The 19,470-nt window shown below is 38.2% G+C and carries 17 protein-coding genes and 1 other RNA gene; 11 read left to right on the plus strand and 7 right to left on the minus strand.

Going from position 1 to position 19,470, the window contains the following annotated elements; all coding sequences use genetic code 11:
• The first annotated feature begins 37 nt into the window (after positions 1–37).
• The 6 genes from ASU31_RS20210 to ASU31_RS20235 all read left to right on the plus strand — a co-directional run bounded on the left by ASU31_RS20210 (position 38) and on the right by ASU31_RS20235 (position 6,391).
• Positions 38–871 carry a prephenate dehydratase gene (locus ASU31_RS20210; protein ID WP_057934077.1) on the plus strand — a complete coding sequence of 278 codons (834 nt, stop codon included), beginning with the start codon at positions 38–40 and terminating at the stop codon, positions 869–871.
• 127 nt (positions 872–998) lie between these two features.
• Positions 999–2,138, plus strand: a complete 1,140-nt coding sequence (locus tag ASU31_RS20215; protein ID WP_057934078.1) for a chorismate mutase — start codon at positions 999–1,001, stop codon at positions 2,136–2,138.
• Positions 2,139–2,369: 231 nt separating this feature from the next.
• Positions 2,370–3,638: a 3-phosphoshikimate 1-carboxyvinyltransferase gene (gene aroA, locus ASU31_RS20220; RefSeq protein ID WP_057934079.1), complete on the plus strand. Its 1,269-nt coding sequence runs from the start codon at positions 2,370–2,372 to the stop codon at positions 3,636–3,638.
• A 156-nt stretch (positions 3,639–3,794) separates the two neighbouring features.
• Positions 3,795–4,892, plus strand: a complete 1,098-nt coding sequence (gene aroC, locus ASU31_RS20225; protein ID WP_057934080.1) for a chorismate synthase — start codon at positions 3,795–3,797, stop codon at positions 4,890–4,892.
• Positions 4,893–4,901: 9 nt separating this feature from the next.
• Positions 4,902–5,510 (plus strand): DUF1684 domain-containing protein, encoded by a 609-nt coding sequence (locus ASU31_RS20230; RefSeq protein ID WP_057934081.1) that lies wholly within the window; start codon positions 4,902–4,904, stop codon positions 5,508–5,510.
• Positions 5,511–5,635: 125 nt separating this feature from the next.
• A complete protein-coding gene (locus tag ASU31_RS20235) occupies positions 5,636–6,391 on the plus strand; it encodes a LytR/AlgR family response regulator transcription factor (protein WP_057934082.1) in 756 nt (251 codons plus the stop codon).
• Between the two features lies 1 nt (position 6,392).
• Here ASU31_RS20235 and ASU31_RS20240 read toward each other — a convergent pair whose 3' ends face one another.
• Positions 6,393–8,648: a tetratricopeptide repeat-containing sensor histidine kinase gene (locus ASU31_RS20240; protein WP_167346217.1), complete on the minus strand. Its 2,256-nt coding sequence runs from the start codon at positions 8,646–8,648 to the stop codon at positions 6,393–6,395.
• 334 nt (positions 8,649–8,982) lie between these two features.
• A complete protein-coding gene (locus ASU31_RS20245; protein ID WP_157258149.1) occupies positions 8,983–11,403 on the minus strand; it encodes an alpha-ketoacid dehydrogenase subunit alpha/beta in 2,421 nt (806 codons plus the stop codon).
• A gap of 170 nt (positions 11,404–11,573) precedes the next feature.
• Here ASU31_RS20245 and ASU31_RS20250 point away from each other — a divergent pair, with 170 nt between their 5' ends.
• From ASU31_RS20250 to ASU31_RS20265, 5 genes are all read left to right on the plus strand, one after another.
• Positions 11,574–11,966, plus strand: a complete 393-nt coding sequence (locus ASU31_RS20250; RefSeq protein ID WP_057934084.1) for a DUF1573 domain-containing protein — start codon at positions 11,574–11,576, stop codon at positions 11,964–11,966.
• Between the two features lie 62 nt (positions 11,967–12,028).
• On the plus strand, positions 12,029–13,228 hold the full coding sequence (locus ASU31_RS20255; RefSeq protein WP_057934085.1) for a pyridoxal phosphate-dependent aminotransferase: 1,200 nt from the start codon (positions 12,029–12,031) through the stop codon (positions 13,226–13,228).
• A gap of 122 nt (positions 13,229–13,350) precedes the next feature.
• Positions 13,351–13,716: a transfer-messenger RNA gene (ssrA, locus tag ASU31_RS27275) on the plus strand.
• A 258-nt stretch (positions 13,717–13,974) separates the two neighbouring features.
• Positions 13,975–15,231: a site-specific integrase gene (locus ASU31_RS20260; protein ID WP_057934086.1), complete on the plus strand. Its 1,257-nt coding sequence runs from the start codon at positions 13,975–13,977 to the stop codon at positions 15,229–15,231.
• Positions 15,232–15,234: 3 nt separating this feature from the next.
• Entirely contained in the window at positions 15,235–15,777 is a 543-nt protein-coding gene (locus ASU31_RS20265; RefSeq protein ID WP_057934087.1) for an ORF6N domain-containing protein, read from the plus strand.
• 389 nt (positions 15,778–16,166) lie between these two features.
• Here the strand turns inward: ASU31_RS20265 and ASU31_RS20275 are convergent, their stop codons facing one another.
• From ASU31_RS20275 to ASU31_RS20295, 5 genes are all read right to left on the minus strand, one after another.
• Positions 16,167–16,466 (minus strand): helix-turn-helix domain-containing protein, encoded by a 300-nt coding sequence (locus tag ASU31_RS20275; RefSeq protein ID WP_057934089.1) that lies wholly within the window; start codon positions 16,464–16,466, stop codon positions 16,167–16,169.
• Between the two features lie 80 nt (positions 16,467–16,546).
• On the minus strand, positions 16,547–17,344 hold the full coding sequence (locus ASU31_RS20280; protein WP_057934090.1) for a hypothetical protein: 798 nt from the start codon (positions 17,342–17,344) through the stop codon (positions 16,547–16,549).
• A 51-nt stretch (positions 17,345–17,395) separates the two neighbouring features.
• Entirely contained in the window at positions 17,396–18,205 is an 810-nt protein-coding gene (locus ASU31_RS20285; RefSeq protein WP_057934091.1) for a DUF4099 domain-containing protein, read from the minus strand.
• A gap of 56 nt (positions 18,206–18,261) precedes the next feature.
• Complete coding sequence (locus tag ASU31_RS20290; RefSeq protein ID WP_057934092.1) at positions 18,262–18,747, minus strand: M23 family metallopeptidase; 486 nt, start codon at positions 18,745–18,747, stop codon at positions 18,262–18,264.
• Between the two features lie 7 nt (positions 18,748–18,754).
• Complete coding sequence (locus ASU31_RS20295) at positions 18,755–19,336, minus strand: TraM recognition domain-containing protein (protein ID WP_057934093.1); 582 nt, start codon at positions 19,334–19,336, stop codon at positions 18,755–18,757.
• Between the last annotated feature and the right edge of the window lie 134 nt (positions 19,337–19,470).

Below are 19,470 nucleotides of genomic sequence, written 5' to 3' on the forward strand. Positions count from 1 at the left end.
CGGCAAACAGCCGGGACTTTTTTGTTTTAACGCAAAAATGGAAACGACAAAACGAGTAGCAATTCAGGGTATTAAAGCATCTTTCCACGAGGAGGCCGCCTACAAATTCTTTGGTAAAGACATTGAAACTGTTGAGTGTAATTCTTTTAAAGAAACCTGCGACAAGCTAGAGAAAAACGATGCCGATTTCGTAGTAATGGCTATCGAAAACTCTATTGCAGGCAGCTTATTACCAAACTACACACTGATCAGAGATTTTGGTTTCTCGGTTGTAGGCGAGGTTTACTTACCTATCCAACTGCACTTGATGGCCCTACCAGGCGTAAAATTTGAAGATATTAAAGTGGTTACTTCACACCCTATCGCCATCCGCCAGTGTATCGATTTCTTTTACGATTATCCACACATTAAAATCGTGGAGAGTAACGACACCGCTGCTTGCGCAAAACGTATCCAGGAAGAGCAATTAACGGATACCATGGCCATTGCAAACAGTTTAGCTGCTGAACTTTACGGCTTAAATATTTTAGAACGCCGTGTAGAATCGAACAAAAAAAACTATACCCGTTTTCTGATCCTTAAAAAAGATAAAACAGACGAAGGAAAGAAAATAAACAAAGCATCAATCTGTTTTCAGGTTGGACACAAGGCAGGCTCATTGGCAACTGTGTTAAATATTTTCGCCGAACAGGATGTAAGCTTAACAAAAATACAATCTATGCCGGTTTTAGGTAAAAGAAATGAGTATTATTTTTACGTCGACTTAGAATGGCCAATTACAGAAAAATATGATAAGGCCATTAGAAAGGCATTAAAATATACATCGAACTTTAATATCCTGGGAGAGTACCAGAAGAACGATAAAGTATAAAGATCGGGAGTCCAAAGGCAGGAGTCCGAAGGCAAATAACAGAACATTCAACTAATAATATAAAATAATTAAAATATAACTCCGGACTTCCGACTAAGGACTACGGATTTTAAACACCCCCATCATCATGAAACTTAATTTAAACATCCAACCATTAAACACCTGGTTAAACGTAAACAACGAACCATTAATCATTTCTGGTCCTTGTAGCGCAGAAACTGAAGAACAATTATTAACTACAGCACACTTATTGGCTGCTACCGGCAAAGTATCGGTATTGAGAGCTGGTATCTGGAAACCACGTACCCGTCCGGGAGAATTTGAAGGTATCGGAAGTATTGGTTTAGAGTGGTTAAAACGTGCCAAAGCAGAAACTGGTTTACCAACGGCTGTAGAGGTTGCGAATGCAAAACACGTTGAAGAGGCTTTAGCAGCTGGTGTAGATATCCTTTGGATTGGTGCACGTTCTACTGTAAATCCATTCACTGTTCAGGAAATTGCTGATGCTTTAAAAGGCCATGATGTTCCGGTATTGATCAAAAATCCGGTTAACCCAGATTTACAGCTATGGATCGGTGCAATTGAGCGTATCAATGGCGCAGGAATTACTAAAATCGGTGCTATTCACCGCGGTTTCTCATCATTCGAGAAAAGTTCTTTCCGTAACGAACCAATGTGGGAACTTGCTATCCAATTAAAAACACTTTGTCCTGAATTACCGATCATCAACGATCCAAGTCATATTTGCGGTAACCGTGAGTTGATCCCTTACATTTCTCAAAAAGCATTAGATTTAGATATGCAAGGCTTGATGATCGAATCTCACGTAGATCCTTCAGTTGCCTGGACAGATGCTAAACAACAAGTTACTCCTGCTGCTTTAGCTGAATTGGTTGACCGTTTAACTGTTCGTGAACCAGAAGCACCAAATGAGGCTTTCGCAGATAAATTAGCCGACCTACGTAAATCAATCGATAAAATTGATGATATCTTATTACAGAAATTAGGTGAGCGTATGGCTATTGTAGAGAAAATTGGTGAGTTTAAACGCGATAACCAGGTAACTATTCTACAGGTTAACCGTTGGGATGCCATCATTAAAAAAGGTCATGCTTTTGCAAAAGCTTTAAAATTAGACTTAAACTTTACTGAGAAATTCTTAGAATTGATGCACGGTGAATCAATCCGTAAGCAAACTGAAATCATGAACGCTGGCAAAGCTGAACAAGGCATTGCTGCTGAGCAACATACTGAGGTTAAAGCATAATAAAGATGGAGGGTTTAAAGGTTTAGGGTGGAGGGTAAAACCGAAACGCTTAATCAAGCTTAACACTGAAAAGAGTAAAGCTTAATGCAACCTCTAATAGCGATGTCATCCTGAGCCTGTCGAAGGACTTACGATAGTTTTCGACTAACTCAATATGATATAAAAACAAATATAATGTGGTGTCAGGTGTTTACATCTGACACTTACATTTAAGAATAAAAACAGAATAAAATGTCGAAAAACGCCTTAGTTTCTTTTAAAGGAGCCAAGAATATTAATACGGAAATCCAATTAACAGGCTCGAAAAGCGAATGCAACAGGGCTTTAATTATTAGCGCTTTAAGCAAAAAACTGGTTAAAGTTGAAAACCTTTCCAATGCTGCCGATACGGTAACCTTAAATGGCATCCTTAATAATCTTGAAGAAGAATTAGAAGTAGAAATCCAGGAATCAAAAACAGTTGACGTTGGCCCTGCAGGAACCGCTATGCGTTTCTTATCGGCTTATCTTTCGGCTAAAAACGGCAATTTCTTACTTACCGGAACCGAACGGATGAAACAGCGCCCCATTGGTATCTTGGCAGAGGCTTTAAAAACCATCGGCGCTGATATTTCTTATGCAGAAGCAGAAGGTTTCCCTCCATTGAATATTGTTGGCCCTTTAAATCAAAAAACTGCTGAAGTTAAAATAAAAGGTGATATCAGCAGTCAATATATTTCGGCATTACTGATGATTGCCCCTATCCTACCTCAGGGTTTAACTTTAGAAATTGAAGGCGAGCTTACCTCTAAACCATATGTAGATATGACTTTAGATATGTTGGCTGAAGTTGGCATTGCACATTCCTGGAACGGAAATTCAATTTCCATCAAACCACAGGTATTTAAACCTGGTACTTTGGTAGTAGAGCCCGACTGGAGCGCAGCATCGTATTGGTATAGCATTGCAGCCTTAGCTGATGATGCAGAAATTAGCTTACCTGCTTTAAAAGACAAAAGTTTACAGGGCGATAGCCAGATCAAAAATATCATGAAGATTTTTGGCATTGCTACCAGTAAAACCAATAATGGGATTGCCATTAGCAACTTAGGGCTTTCTTTAGATACAAAAGAAGTTCTAGACTTAAAAACCTGTCCGGATTTAGCACAAACCATTGTAGTTATTGCAGCTGCACTAGGCAAAAACATGGCCTTTACAGGCTTAGAGACTTTAAAAATCAAAGAAACAGACCGTATTGCAGCTCTTCAGAACGAATTGGCTAAAATAGGCGTTACTTTTACAGAAGATAATCTGGTTTATACTTTAAATACAGACAACCTTCATTTTCCGGAAAAAGTTACTTTTGCAACTTACGAGGACCACCGTATGGCAATGGCTTTTGCTCCTCTTGCGCTGTTGATCAACGAAGTTGAAATTGAAGAAATGCAGGTAGTAGAAAAATCTTATCCGCATTATTGGGAAGATTTGAAAAAAGCGGGATTTGAGGTGAGAGAGATATGAGACACGAGATTTGAGATATGAGATTTGAGGCACTAGCAGTGAGACTCAAGAAATAAAACAACAATAATAATCTAACATCTAAAAACAATGAAGTTCAGATATGATAAACAGAATACTACTCAAATCTCATATCTAGCTTCTCACATCTAAACAAATATGGCAGGCAACTCATTCGGACAACTATTTCGCATCACAACCTTTGGCGAATCTCATGGCGTAGCCATTGGGGTAATTATTGATGGCTGTCCGGCGCAATTGGATATCGATATGGACTTTATCCAATCAGAACTTGATAAACGTAAACCGGGTCAATCCAAAATCACTACTCAAAGAAAAGAAAGCGATACCGTTCAGATTTTATCGGGTGTATTTGAAGGAAAAAGTACAGGTACGCCAATTGCACTTTTAATCCCGAACGAAGATCAACGTTCAAAAGATTACGGTCATAATGTTGATGTTTACCGTCCCAGCCATGCCGATTATGTTTATGATGCAAAATATGGTATCCGCGATCACCGCGGCGGAGGTCGCTCTTCTGCCCGAGAAACTGCTGCCCGTGTAGCAGCTGGTGCAATTGCCAAGCTGTTTTTAAAGCAACAGGGTATTGAAATTTTTGCACATGTAACTTCAGTAGGTACAATAGAAGCCCCTAATTTGGAAAGCAATGATTTATCAGCTTTATTGCAAATTAGAGAAGAGAATATTGTGCGTTGCGCTGATCCTGCAACTGCACACGAAATGGTTGAGTTTATCGATGCCGTTCGTAAAGATGGCGATACCGTTGGGGGAAAAATAGGTTGCGTAGTAAGAGGCTGTCCCGCGGGCTTAGGTGAGCCTGTTTTTGATAAATTACATGCCGATTTAGGTAAAGCTATGCTCAGTATTAATGCTGTTCATGGTTTCGAATATGGTTCTGGTTTTGCCGGAAGTGAATTAAGAGGATCGCAACACAACGATATTCCACAGCCAAAAGCAGCCGATTCGAAAGTTTTTAAAACCACAACCAATTATGCCGGTGGTATTTTGGGCGGCATTTCTAACGGGATGGATATTACCTTCAAAGTAGCTTTTAAGCCTGTTGCAACCATTATGCATAACCAGCAAACCATCAATGCTGCTGGAGAAGTTTCAGAGATTAAAGGTAAGGGCCGTCATGATCCTTGTGTAGTACCCAGAGCAGTAGTAATTGTTGAGGCCATGGCTGCACTGGTTTTAGCCGATCAGTTTTTAAGAAACAAAGCAAGTATTATTTAATTTCCGTTAATGAGAATCATCACCTTCTTATTTCTATTGATCAGCATGAATAGCTTTGCACAAAGTTATGCTGATCAGATCGCAAAACATCGTGAAACCTATAAACAGGATTTCATTAAAGATGAACGCTCACCACTCAAGAAAAACGACCTGCAAAACCTTCATTTTTATGAGGCAGACAGTGCTTATAAAATTTTGGCTGATGTAGAAATACTGAAGAATGAAAAAGTTTTCAAAATGCCTACTTTTAATGGCTCTAGCAGCGATTACTATAAATATGCTCATGTAAACTTCGTTCTTAATGGCAAAAAAATCCAAATGACTTTATATAGAAGTGTTTCTTTATCAACCAACCCGGTTTATAAAGATCATCTCTTTCTGCCCTTTACTGATGAAACTAACAATAAGGAAACTTATGGCGGTGGCAGGTACATTGACCTGGATGCAAAAGAAATTGTAGCTAATCACATCGAAATTGATTTTAACAAAGCCTACAATCCTTACTGTGCCTATAGCGACGGATACCGTTGCCCAGTCCCTCCAGAAGAAAACGACCTGCAATTGTCTATAAAAGTTGGCGAGAAATTATATACCGGAGAGAAGAAACACCAGAAATAAAAGTTAATGTTACGTTTATCTACAAAATGATACCTGGATTGTATTATAATCCACATTTTAACGTAAATTACAAACATTAAGTAAAAATACGTGTTCTCTAACTAAATTACATAACCCATTCCTAAATGACGTACAGCTGTTTAATTGTTGATGATAATGAAATTGAAAGAGATGCCATAGAAATGCATCTAAAAAAAATCCCATCATTAAATATTATCGCTGTCTGTAGTAACGGTATAGAAGCTTCACAAATTTTATCAGCCACTTCAGTGGATATTGTTTATTCCGATATTGATATGCCAGAGCTTTCCGGTGTGGATTTATTAAAGAGCCTTAAAAAACAACCGTTATTTATATTTATTACTTCATTTAGTGAATATGCAGCAGAAAGCTTTAATCTCGATGCTCTGGATTTCATTGTTAAGCCCGCAACATTCGAACGCATATTAAAAGCCACCAATAAAGCCATCGAGTATATTGAGTTAAGGAAACAAGTAAATAAACTTCCTGTCGAAAACTTAAACAACGACGATAAAAAAGACGACGATTATTTCTTTTTTAGGGAGACTAAAGGCATAACCAAGCTGAAATATAACGATGTAATTTATATTGAAAGTATGGGCGATTTTTCAAAGCTGTTTACCAGTATCGATAAACATGTTATTTTAGTGAGCCTAAAAAACCTAGAAAAACAACTGCCTTCGAAAATTTTCTCAAGGGTACACAAACAGTACATCATTAATATAAACCATATTGTAACCTTAACCAATCATGAGGTTCATTTAGATCATAACTTTCTGGTTCCGATAAGTGCTTCTAACAGGCAGGAATTATTGGAAAAATCAATTGACAAGAAAATTCTGTCGAGATTTTTAAAATAATTTATTTCTTCAGGATTATTTTAAAATAACTTCCGCCTGTAGGATTAATATCGGCACTAATTTTACCATCCATCAAGCTAATAAAGGTTCTGCAGAGCAATAAACCTAAACCTGTACCTTTTTCTTTATTGGTGCCTAATGTACTCACACCCGCGCCTAGATAACCTGGCTTATTAAAATGTTCGACCTGTACAGGTGTTAAACCGATCCCTGTATCTGAAATTTTAATCTCCAGCACATTTCCGTTATGAGCGGCACTAGTTGTGATTGTACCACCATTAGGCGTAAATTTAATGGCATTGCTGATGATGTTTCGAATAACCAGCATGAACATATTCGAATCTGCTTTGCAAAATGTTTTGGCTGGCACTAAATTCTGAATAGTTAAGCTTTTTTCGTTGGCGTTATCCCGCAAAGAAAGAATAACTTCATTAATCAGCTCATGAATATCCAACGATTCTAAATAAGGGTTGAAACCCTGCATCTGGCTGGCCGCCCAATTAAGGAGATTCTCCATCATTGTAGAGGTATAGGTGAGGTTGTTTTTTAGTGCCGCAGCATATCTGTTTAATTTCTCTTGTTCAATATCCCCCCCTTCTAACAGCTGCATAAAGGAGATTAATGAATTTACAGGGGTGCGCATATCGTGGCTTACCACACTAAAAATACGGTCTTTAACCTTACTTAACTGTTCTAACTCCCGTTTTTGGTTATTGATAATTATATTCAGTCTCGTTGTTTTCCGCTGATTAAAAAATATAACAACGGCAATAATCAGAATCAATGTGGTGGCTATGGTGAGGAATAATTTTACACGTTCATCAAATTTAATCTGTTGTACCTGTTTACTAATCTGCTTATCCTTTATCCCGGCAGCTAACTTTGCCTCAAATTTGGCATTTGCAAATTTACTATCCTGAGCCAAGCGCTGAATATCGAGATCAGCTTTTGCCTTTTGAAAAGTTAGGAGATCCAATGCTTTTTCTTTATCACTCAACACTAATTGTTGCCTTTTTAGCTCAAGTTCCTGCTGCTGTCTTTTTAACTCACCTTCTGTAAGTTTTTGCTTCAATAAATAATCGCGTTCCTTAACACCAAAATCGAGCTGCATCTGCCTTCGGGTAATTTCCTTTTCTTTTTCCTGGTCGAAAATTTTATCTCTAGCGGCAATATACTGCCTGTAGTAGGCTAACGATTTGTTATAGTCATTTTGTTTTTCATACACCGTACTCAACCCTAAACTAGATTGTTTTTCTATATCCAACAAGCTGTTTTCTTCGGCAATTTTTAAACTATTATTGAGTAATAGGATGGCGTTTTCAAAATCATTTTCTTTTTGATAAAAGTTTCCCAGTGCATATAAACTTGAGGCATAGGCTTCTTTATCATCTCCCGCCTTATTTAACTCAACTGATTTTTGATACGACTTTAACGCTGCATCCTTTTGTCCTATTGAACTGTATAAGTTGGCAAGATCTCGTTTAACAGTGGCTATTAAACCTATATCTCCGATGGCTTCTGATACCAGCAATGATTTATTGTAATACGCTAAGGCCAGTTTAATTTTCTGGTTAGGCAGTACATTCATCTCCCTTAATTCGCGATCTGAAGCCTCGAAATAATTGGTGCCGATCAAGCCATAAACAACGGCTACGCCTCTTGTATTTTCGCCTTCTTTAGCAAATACTTTTAGCGCCATGTTCATATAAACCAAGGCCTGACTCTGATTACCCAAACTTTGGTAAATAGTAGAAATATTGGTATAACAACTGGCCATATCGGTTTCGTTGCCCATTTTCTCGTAGATAGCTATAGCCTTTTGGTTAACTTCTAATGATTTCACATAATCTGGAATACTGCCATATAAAGCCCCTAAATTGAGGTAAGTTCCCGCAACCATATCTAAATTACCTACTGAAGAAAATTCGGCAACTGCATTGTGATAGTTCTCTTCTGCCTTTTGATAATTAGACCTACCGTGATACATTAAACCCCTACGGTAATAAGCCATTGCAGAGAATTTTTTTAGATTTTTCTCATGCGAAAGCTGAATGGTTTTATCCACATATTCTTCCGCTTTATCTACATTTTTCATCCTCATGTATTGGCGGTAAACTTCCGTCAATATTTTGATTTTGGTGGAATCTGTTTTTAAATTCTTTTGATTTAAACTTAAAAGGCTATCCAGTTTTTTCTGCGGCGCACTCACCTGACTAAAACTAGCCGTGCATAAAAATGAGAAAAAGAGAAACAGCATGCCTTTTTTAGAAAAACACGTTTTACTAACGAACTCAGCATTTACAAGATAGCGCTTCATTTTCAGATCAAACCAATGATTTGTTTCTACTGGATAATGAGCATAAAAAATCTTGAAAATGACAGCGTTTCATATCCGGATTGAGATAAAACATACTGAAATAACAAAATAGGTTTGGTTTATAAAAGTAATTAAAAAACTGATCAATAGGTAACCAGTTTTTCACCTTTTTATCAAAATCTAAATCATTTAAACATAAACAAAATAAGAAACTGATTTGTAAACCCTTTAAATTATTCAGATGGTTAAATCTTATGCCCCAGCAATTACATTATTAAAAAAATGCGGGGTATTTAGTTGGATTTGCATCGTGCATCATCTGGTAAATGGTTTCAATGACATCGTCAACCGATGGTTTACTGAAATAATCACCATCAGATCCAAATGGCGGACGGTGTGCTTTAGCCGATAATGTTTTCGGCTGACCATCTAAATGGAAATAACCTTTTTGTTCTTCGAGTACCTTTTGCAGGATATATGCAGATGCACCTCCGGGAACATCTTCATCTACCACCAGTAATTTATTGGTTTTGGCAAGGGAGTTTACACAAACCCGAGTAGTATCAAAAGGTAATAAAGTTTGTGGATCTATAATTTCTACAGAAATGCCCAATAAGCTCAATTCTTCTGCCGCTTCCTGAACAATTCTTAACGAAGATCCGTAAGATACTACGGTAATATCCGTTCCTTCTTCTAAAACCTCTGCTTTGCCTAATGGAACCGTAAAATCGCCAACATTACTGGGTAGTTTTTCTTTGAGTCGGTAACCATTTAAACACTCAATTACCACAGCAGGTTCATCAGCCCTAAAAAGGGTGTTGTACATGCCGGCAGCTTGAGTCATATTTCTTGGCACACATAAATGCATTCCCCTTAAAGCGCCTAAAATCATGCTGATCGGGGAACCTGAATGCCAGATTCCTTCCAATCGATGGCCACGGGTACGCACAATAACAGGTGCTTTTTGAATCCCTTTGGTTCGGTAAGATAGCGATGCTAAATCGTCGCTGAGTACATTTAGTGCAAAAATTAAATAATCAAGATACTGTATTTCGGCAATCGGTTTTAAACCCCTCATGGCCAAACCAATACCCTGGCCCATAATGGTCATTTCTCTAATTCCAGTATCGGTAATCCTCAACTCACCATATTTAGCCTGCAAACCTGCAAAGCCTTGATTTACATCACCTATATTTCCTAAATCTTCTCCGAAAGCCACTAAACGTGGATCGCGGGCAAAATTTTCGTTAAAGCAGGCATTAAGCACCTCCCTACCGTCGACCATTTTCGATTGTTCATCATATGCCGCGTTAACCACTGCAATCATATCCGGACTTTCTTTGCCATCAGTATGCAGTTTAGAATTATAACGGTCGTAATTAAACTTGGCCTGCTGTTTATACCAGGTTAACAGTTCATCGCGTTCGGGAGAATTAAAACTAGCCGATAAGCGAATGGCTTTTCGTGCGGCAGTAAAAACCTCCCTGCGTTGTGCATCGGCAGTTGAGGCCAGGTTTGCAGCAATTCTAGCCAGTTCGGGTTGATGTTTAGCTACACCACCAATTAAATCAACCACTTGTTTTTGCTCGGGTTTAATGCTATCCAAAAACTCGTTCCAAGCTTCTTTTTGTGCATTACGAACAAAAACTTTCGCCTCTTTTTCAATCTCTGCAATTTCCTCTTCGGTTGCTACCGCCGAATCGAGCATCCAGGCACGCATTTTCAGGATGCAGTCGTGTTCGGTTTCCCAAGCTAAACGATCTTTTGATTTATACCTTTCGTGCGAGCCAGAGGTAGAGTGTCCCTGAGGTTGAGTAAGTTCGGTAACGTGAATTAAAACAGGTACATGTTCGTCTCTACAAACATTTATTGCTTTTTCATACACCTCGCATAAAGCTGGATAATCCCAGCCCTTTACTTTATAAATTTCATATCCTGGTTGATCAGGCTCACGCTGAAAACCTTTTAAAACTTCAGAAATATCTTCTTTTGTAGTTTGATATTTTGCCGGAACTGAAATGCCATAAGCATCATCCCAAATCGAGATGGCCATGGGTATCTGTAATACACCTGCTGCATTAATGGCTTCAAAAAACACGCCTTCAGAAGTTGATGCATTACCAATGGTACCAAAAGCAACTTCATTTCCGTTAACCGAAAAGTGCTTTAAGTAATCCAGTTCCTTATTTTGCCTAAATAATTTAGAAGCATAAGCTAAGCCAACCAAACGGGCCATTTGGCCCCCGGTAGGAGAAATATCTGATGAACAGTTTTTAATCTGCGTTAAATCGTTCCAGCTTCCATCTTCATTAACTGATTTTGTTGCAAAATGACAGTTCATTTGCCTACCGCCAGAAAACGGATCAGCTCCGTCGGTTGGATTGGCGTAAAGCTGTGCAAAAAATTCTTTAATGGTAGAAATCCCCGTTGCAAAGGCAAAAGTTTGATCACGGTAATAGCCCGAGCGCCAATCGCCGTTTTTAAAAGCTTTCGCCATAGCCACCTGGGGTACCTCTTTTCCATCGCCAAAAATGCCAAATTTAGCCTTCCCTGTTAATACTTCTCTACGGCCTAAAACACTGGCCTGCCTACTTTCAAAGGCTATTTTATAGTCGTTTATAACGATAGATTTAAAATCGTTAAAACTGAGTTCGGAAGCATCAATAGTGTTGGTCATCAATTTTTCATTCGGCATAGTAATCAAAGATTGGTTGCGGCAAATATATACAAAATTAAAAGTTTGCCTTTATCCTCGATTGTAAAATTATATATGGATTTGTAAAATATATTTGGAATAGTTTTTGTTTTAATATGAAAACATTAAATTTGTTTTAGAATTTAAAAAATAAATTACAACCACATAACATGAAAAAGATCTTAGTATTATTCGCTTTTGTTTTAGGTTTAGGTATTGCTGTAAATGCACAAACTAAACCTGCAGAGTTTAAATTTGAATCTGAAACTCACGATTTCGGTAAAATCGTTTTAAACAAACCAGTAACTTACGATTTCAAATACACCAACATTGGCGAAGAGCCATTAATTATTACCAAAGCTGAAGCAAGTTGTGGATGTACAGTACCTAAATACACTTCTACCCCATTGAAAAAAGGTGAAACCGGTGTCATTTCGGTAACGTTTAACGCTGCTGCCGGTCCATCAACTTTTTCGAAAGCCGTAACCATTACTTCAAATGCTAAAACACCAATTAAAGTGCTTTACATTAAAGGTGAAACGGTTGCCGCAGCTTCGAAATAATTATTTAAACGATAATATTTAAAAAGTCCCGATTTTCATCGGGACTTTTTTATTTTTGTGCCATGCCAAAAATTTCACAAAAAGGTGTGCAGATGCCTGCATCGCCAATCAGAAAATTAACTCCGTTTGCAGATCAAGCTAAAAAAGATGGTAAAAAAGTTTTCCATTTAAATATTGGTCAACCAGATATCGAAACACCTGAAGGAATGTTAAACGCCATCAAAAACATTGATTTTAATGTTTGGGCCTATACACCATCAGAAGGAACACTTGCATACCGCTTAAAACTTACCGAATACTACAATAAACTGGGTTACAACATTACACCCGAAAATATATTGGTAACGGTTGGTGGTTCTGAGGCCATTACCATTGCCATGCAAACCTGCGTAAACGAGGGTGATGAAATTATCATTCCAGAACCTTTTTATGCCAATTATAATGGATTTGCCTGCATGAGCAACGTGGTGGTAAAACCCATCCTTTCTTACATTGAAAATGGTTTTGCTTTGCCTCCGATTGCCGAATTTGAAAAACTGATTACGGAAAAAACGAAGGCGATCATCATTTGTAACCCCAATAACCCAACTGGTTATTTATACTCAAGAGCAGAATTAGAGGCGCTAAAAACACTTTGTGCCAAATACGATCTATTTTTATTCTCTGACGAAGCTTACCGCGAATTCTGTTATGATGGAAGAGAATTTATTTCTCCAATGCATTTAGATGGTTTGGATGAAAATGTAGTGATTATGGATACGGTTTCTAAACGTTACAGCGCTTGTGGTGCACGTTTAGGTTGTTTAATCACCAAAAATAAAGAAGTTATCGCATCGGGATTAAAATTTGCGCAAGCAAGATTAAGCCCGGGTATGGTTGAACAAATTGCTGGTGCAGCGGCCGTAGATACGCCGGATAGTTATTTTGAAAAAGTAAATACCGAATATACTTTGCGCCGTGATACTTTAGTTAACCGGTTAAATAATATCGAAGGCGTTTTCTGCCCTAATCCGGGCGGTGCATTTTACGTGGTAGCAAAATTCCCGATTGATGATGCCGATAAGTTCTGTCAGTGGATTTTAGAAGATTTTACGCATAATAACCAAACGGTAATGATGGCACCTGCAACGGGCTTCTACTCTACCCCAGGTTCTGGCAAAAACGAGGTGCGTATGGCTTACGTGTTAAATACTGATGATTTAAACGCAGCTATGGACTGTTTAGAAGTAGCCTTACAACAATATCCGGGAAGAACGGTATAGTTTGCAATTTCCATTTTTCAATTTTAGATGCCAAATAACAGTTTAAAGCTATTATTTGGCATTTTATTTGTATATTTGTATCCGGTTTACAAACTGATTACTCAAAACTGTAAACTGAAAAAGGGGCCGTTCTTGGATTTGACAGGGTGGCGAAGGTTATGTTAGCATGCAGTGCGTTGTACGGAGAGCACTTAAAGTGAACGTTCACATTTTAGTTGGCGAAAATACTTACGCCTTAGCTGCTTAGTTTAGAACTAACTAGCTTTTGTCCCTCTAACTGCTGCATTGTTGGGTTAGAATCTGGGGCATCGAAACAACAAAGCTGGCTTTAAGGAGATACGACTTAAAGTGAGATAAAGTATCTAAGGATTTAAATAAGGTCGGTTTTCAGCCCGTTTATTTCCCTAAAATCAATTGAAAAATAAGCATGTAGAAGGTATAATTTATCTCACAACTGGACAAGGGTTCGACTCCCTTCGGCTCCACTGGAATCAGTAACAAAATTCACCAAAAAACACTAAAAGCCTGCAAATCAACGATTTGCAGGCTTTTGTTTTTTGGCATTTAGTGGCTTTTTTGACCAAATAACGCATATGCGAGGTGCGTCAAGAGGTGCGTCAAACGAAAAAAATTCTGACGCACCGAATTTGACTATAACTAACTGTAATACAACTAGTTTACCACATAAACATCTTGACTTTTTTTGATTGCAATCTTAACTTTATTCACCATTTAAGATTACTTTTATGAAAAGAAATTTCAGTTTACTCTTCTTTCTGAAAAGAGGAAAAACAGACCCTCAGGGTATCTCATCAATTTACATGAGAATCACCATTGAAAAAAAACGTGCAGAAATTGCTACCGGAAAGGTATGTCAAGACGTAGATTGGGAAAACGGTAAGATCAAAGGAAATACCGCCCTAGCAAAAACACTTAACACTTATCTTCATCAAATGGAATTAAAAGTCCATAATTCCCATAGACAGCTTATGATCAGGGATGAAGATATAACAGCTGAAGCTGTAATGAATGAGTTTTTAGGTAAAAGCATTAAAGTGAGAATGCTCACAGAAGTATTTGAAGTGCATAATAAGGAGATGAAAGAGCTCCTGGGTATCGAATTTGCACCTATGACTTTGTTGCGCTATCAAACTGCTTTGCGACACGTCAAGCAATATTTGATAGAAAAGCATAAAATCAAGGATATAGATATCCGAAAAATCAATCACGAGTTCTTGGCAGACTATGATTTTTTCTTAAGAACGACAAGAAAATGCAACAATAATTCAGCTGTTAAATACATCAAAAACCTTAAAAAAATAATCAAGCTCTGCCTGGCAAACGGGTGGATCAACAGAGATCCGTTCGCTAATTTTAAAGCAAAGGTGAAAGTAGTTGAAAGACCATGCCTTTCACAAGAGCAGATAAGTAAATTAGAAACCCTGGAATTTGGAAATGAAAGGCTGGACCGTGTTAAAGATATATTTCTCTTCAGTTGTTATACCGGGCTTGCCTACATTGACATATATCAGCTAAAAAGATCAGAAATCATCATTAGAAACGAGAATGAAAAGTGGCTTGTTACAAATAGGCAGAAAACGGGCACCCCTACACGTGTTCCGCTGCTTCCAAAAGCAGTAGTATTGTTATCTAAATATGAAAACCATCCACAATGCGCTGACATAGATAAAGCTTTCCCCGTAAGTTCAAACCAGAAAATGAATGCATACCTAAAAGAAATCGCTGATTTATGTGGGATTAATTTCACTTTATCATATCATATTGCCAGGCATACGTTCGCAACAACAATCACCCTTCAAAATGGGGTACCGATAGAAACGGTAAGTAAAATGCTTGGCCATAAGGATATCAGAACAACACAGCACTATGCAAAAACGCTAGATATAAAAGTAGGCAAAGATATGGCGGTCTTAAGTGAGAAACTTGCCATGGGAAAGCCTGCTTCCAAAAATACGGTCTATAGTTATACGATTACCAAATAAGACATGATAACAATTGATAAACTACCAACAATAGAAAACATCATTGAAAAAATATTTCATTTTCGTGGTGTGAAGGTCATGCTAGACACCGATCTGGCATCATTATATGAGGTTGAGACCAAGCAATTGAAACGCCAGGTTAGAAGAAATGCTTCAAGATTTCCTGAAGACTTTATGTTTGAACTTAACGATGAAGAACTAAAAGTTTTAAGGAGCCAATTTGGCACCTTAAAACGTGGAATGCATTCGAAGTATGGAATAATTGCGTTTACAGAACAAGGTGTAGCGATGCTTTCAAGTATTCTTAATAGTGAGAAGGCCATACAGGTAAATATTGAAATTATCCGAATTTTCACAAAAATCAGATCTCAAATAATGGAAAACAGATCGTTAAAAGAAGATATTGAAAGGATTAAAAATAGATTGGACAACCATGATCAAAATTTAGAAGTATTATTCAGATATCTCGATGAACTGACTTCTACCCCAACAGTTCAAGAACCTCAGCCAAGGCAAAGAATAGGATTTAAACCAGATATAATTTAAACGCAAAAATGGGACGGATGAATTATCCGTCCCATTTTGTTAATTATACTATTTTAACGGCCAATAAACAAACTTAATAATGTTAAGGTCACTAAATTCCCACTGTATTGATCCATGAAACCATACTTCCCAATTTTGGATGGTATGATGGATGATATTCAATGTAACCCAATTTTATTAAATTGTTGATACTTTTATGGTAGGTACGCGTTGAGGAAATTTTACTTATTTGCATTAATCCACTCCTTGAAACATGAAAGTTAGAATGAAATCCCCCCCTGATATAAAAAACAATCAAGCCGTATATTAATGCCATTTCTGTAGAGCTAACACGGTTATCTAAATTAATCAAATGTACAACCTGATTAAACTTTTCATGAATTTTAAGTTTATCCACTCTCATAATCGTTTTGTTTTTTGCCAAGCCCTTGATCTTTTCCAGCCATTAAATTTTCAACAACGTTGGCATCATAATAATAAATGCTTCCAATCTTTGAATATGGAAGTATCCTGTTCAATCTTAGGTTCTGTAAAGTTCCCTGAGATATACCCAATAGTTTTCTAACCTCATATCCTTTCAAAAACCTTTTTTTGACAGGCTTCTGAATAGTCACAATTTTTTTGATCTCTTCAATCAAAAAATTTCCAAAGGTATACAGGTCTTCTCTTGTCAATATTTCTATGCTCATACTTCATCTACTTTAAAAATAACCCATACAAAAACAGGGGACCGAAGTCCCCTGCATTAAGAAAAATGTACTCAACAACACTATCTACCCCGCCCTTTTTTTTCTCCCCCCTGAAGCTCCATTTCACCAGCAATTGCCTGTTCTTTATCTTTTTCCTGTTTCACCTCAGGTTCACGCTTGTCTATTGCCTTACTATAAACCTCGCTTAAATCTTTGTTATAAAAATCCAGCGTTTTAAAATGGGGATTAGCTGTAACAAAACCAGTTGTTTCCTTTCCATTCTTCATAAAAGACACCTCATGAAGATTTCCACGTTCAAGGCTTTTAAGCAACTGATCCTTAAATCCGGGCTTCTCCATATTCAGTATATTAAATTTATCTACTGTTTCTTTAAGACTAAAGCCATAATTTTTGCCATAAGGGTCAATTTTGTAACCTTTATCTGGAGTATGTTCGGTGAAATCCAGCTTAAGCCAAAGGTTCGCTTTTTCTCCGCTTTTCAACACGACATCCTTATTTACCGCACGACCCGAAAGCAGATTGTAACTTTCTTTAGCGGTCACCCCTTTACCTTTATTAATATAAAAGGTCTGCGAAATAACATCCTTCATGTCAGCTTTTTTCAATGTCGCCTCATAATTATTAAAAAAATACATGTCGGTTTCCTTACTTTTTGAAAAACTAAGTAAATATGTCATCTTATCACCGAAACCCAGAGCAACCCTCTTAGTCGGATCCGGCATTTCTATTACTGGAGACTGGATTTTAAAGCCCTCTGGGCCATGTGCAATTGACTCCTTTAGATCCGCATTTAGGGACTCCCCAAAGCCTAAGTACTTTAATGTATTCTGTAAGTACTCTAAATTATTCTCATTCATAATTGAAAAAATTAAGGTTAAAATTCATTTGATTATTTTTTTTGAACAGGATTATCTCGACACTCCTGATCTGCCATATCCACGCGAATAATCGTTATTATTGGAAATGGATGAGTTTTTTTCTTCAGCGTCCTTAACGGTGGACTTCTGTGCTGCCGCTGCCTGAAGCGCTTTGTGATAATTTTCGTTCCGCTCATCCTTCTGCGGTAACAGTCCCCGATCGCCAACCATGGCTTTTAGACCTGTTAGCAGAAGGTAGGATAAACCACCATCCATCAGAAGAGAAACGACAAGCGCCAACCTATTGGAACGGATTCCATCCGGAGTAGTGCTACTGGCCTGAAAGGTGGTCCCATCCGGCATTTCAATCTGCCTTCCGCTACCGAAGCGCTCCTTCTGATAAGGTGTAAGCGGCATACCATTAATCATTTCTGGCACCCTCAGCCTTGAGGTATCGGTAACAATAAATTCACGCGTGTCCCAGTCATATTCCACCAACAATTTCTTTTGCTGCCCGTTCTCAATTGTTTCTTTGATAAGATTGGCCTTCAGACCGGTCAGAAGGTCATCTCCTTCCTGTCGGGAAATAATGGAAGGAAGGTTGCTCTGTTTGTAAACAGGGTGTATCAATAGTTCAGCTTTTCCTTGGGCATTTTTGGTCAGGGAAAGTTTCACGCTCATTTCCTTTATTTCAAGTCCGTTATGATTAATATCATTTAGCCTGACGAGCCCGGTCCGCATTCCGGACAACAGTGCATCTATATCTTTTTTGGGAAGTGTGATTTCTCCTTCCCTAAACAGTCCAAGTTCGCGCAGATCTTCAACCGGAAGATCCCGCACATTCAAGTTTGCAGTCTGCATATTGATTCATTTAAAAATTTGGATTAAAACTCTAGTGGCTACAATTTTTAATTTGTTTATCCACCGTATAAATAGCGTTTGAGTTCGCCGCCTGACTTGGATAGGATGATCAATAGAAAATAAAGCGGATTAACGCTCTTCCCACCGCGAAGCACAGACAGGTGCAGGTGTTCGCCAGTTGCCCTGCCCGTTGATCCGGTGAGCCCAATAGGATAGCCCGTAGGAACAAAATGGCCAGCGGAGCAATATACTTTTGATAAGTGGGCATAATAAACGATATAACCCCCATATCTCGCAGCGACATAATTGCCCATTATGGAGGAATAGCCAATTTTATCAATTATTCCGGGAAGTACAGAAACAACAACCTCGTTTTTACCGGCTATATCTATTCCTTTGTGAAAAGAATCCTGTCCAGTAACCGGATGGGTCCTGATTCCAAAAGCAGAATTCATTTTGAACACCTTAAGTGGAAGTGTTGCGTACCAGCTTGTAAAAATAGTGGTATCCTGAACAGCTCCATATCCGTTAACACAGATCAATATAAGACTACATAAAAGCAGCAACCAACATTTCGATTTCCTTATTGATGCGTAAAAAATTCCGCTTAAGGATTTCATCCTTCTTTCCCCCAAAGTCATAAAAAATAGGTAGTTCGACATATCCTTCTTCCTCCTTTTTAATTTCTTTTAGGTCCAGGTTTATCCTGCAGTTTATGGCTGAGGTTTCATACTCACCGGTATATTTATCATCCGCATCTGTAGCAAGTATCCCCACAAGCTCTCCCGCACCAAGAGAAGCTATCTTTCCCGCCGGGATCAACACTTCCAGTTTTTCACTGATTGATTTGGACACTTTGCTCCTATCGATAGAAATACTTTCTCCGATCTGTTTTGATTTGCCGAAGATCCTTTCCAGCCATTCTAAGGTTTCTTTGTTCCTCACCGAGCCGGATAATACATTGCCGACCACCGAAGTGATAGTCGTTGCAGTATCCTTCCCATATTGCTGCTTAAACTGCGGAAGCTCCTGCAATCCCATCAATATGGCCACTTTATTAGATCTTGCGGTTGCAATCAGATTCTCGATCCTGTGTGGGTATTTCGGCAAAAGTGTACGCGCGTTTCGCATTTAAGCTGACACGCCGTTTCGCACCAAACTGACAGGCTGTTTCGGGCCAAGCTGTACGCACTGATCGTTAGGTCAGGATTTCTTCGCTCAACAAATCCTTTTAATTTTTTAAGTTCGGGCCAAATAAAGAGCTC

It is taken from the genome of Pedobacter ginsenosidimutans (assembly GCF_001442625.1).
GTDB classification, from domain to species: domain Bacteria; phylum Bacteroidota; class Bacteroidia; order Sphingobacteriales; family Sphingobacteriaceae; genus Pedobacter; species Pedobacter ginsenosidimutans.

Bases quoted from the DNA above. Each gene is read 5' to 3' on its own strand.
- ASU31_RS20235 (WP_057934082.1), top strand. From the start codon at position 5,636: ATGACGTACAGCTGTTTAATTGTTGATGATAATGAAATTGAAAGAGAT.
- ASU31_RS20210 (WP_057934077.1), top strand. From the start codon at position 38: ATGGAAACGACAAAACGAGTAGCAATTCAGGGTATTAAAGCATCTTTC.
- ASU31_RS20250 (WP_057934084.1), top strand. From the start codon at position 11,574: ATGAAAAAGATCTTAGTATTATTCGCTTTTGTTTTAGGTTTAGGTATT.
- ASU31_RS20245 (WP_157258149.1), bottom strand. From the start codon at position 11,403: ATGCCGAATGAAAAATTGATGACCAACACTATTGATGCTTCCGAACTC.
- ASU31_RS20240 (WP_167346217.1), bottom strand. From the start codon at position 8,648: ATGCTGTTTCTCTTTTTCTCATTTTTATGCACGGCTAGTTTTAGTCAG.
- ASU31_RS20280 (WP_057934090.1), bottom strand. From the start codon at position 17,344: ATGAATGAGAATAATTTAGAGTACTTACAGAATACATTAAAGTACTTA.
- ASU31_RS20215 (WP_057934078.1), top strand. From the start codon at position 999: ATGAAACTTAATTTAAACATCCAACCATTAAACACCTGGTTAAACGTA.
- ASU31_RS20275 (WP_057934089.1), bottom strand. From the start codon at position 16,466: ATGAGCATAGAAATATTGACAAGAGAAGACCTGTATACCTTTGGAAAT.
- aroA (WP_057934079.1), top strand. From the start codon at position 2,370: ATGTCGAAAAACGCCTTAGTTTCTTTTAAAGGAGCCAAGAATATTAAT.
- ASU31_RS20230 (WP_057934081.1), top strand. From the start codon at position 4,902: ATGAGAATCATCACCTTCTTATTTCTATTGATCAGCATGAATAGCTTT.
- aroC (WP_057934080.1), top strand. From the start codon at position 3,795: ATGGCAGGCAACTCATTCGGACAACTATTTCGCATCACAACCTTTGGC.
- ASU31_RS20295 (WP_057934093.1), bottom strand. From the start codon at position 19,336: ATGCGAAACGCGCGTACACTTTTGCCGAAATACCCACACAGGATCGAG.
- ASU31_RS20285 (WP_057934091.1), bottom strand. From the start codon at position 18,205: ATGCAGACTGCAAACTTGAATGTGCGGGATCTTCCGGTTGAAGATCTG.
- ASU31_RS20255 (WP_057934085.1), top strand. From the start codon at position 12,029: ATGCCAAAAATTTCACAAAAAGGTGTGCAGATGCCTGCATCGCCAATC.
- ASU31_RS20260 (WP_057934086.1), top strand. From the start codon at position 13,975: ATGAAAAGAAATTTCAGTTTACTCTTCTTTCTGAAAAGAGGAAAAACA.
- ASU31_RS20265 (WP_057934087.1), top strand. From the start codon at position 15,235: ATGATAACAATTGATAAACTACCAACAATAGAAAACATCATTGAAAAA.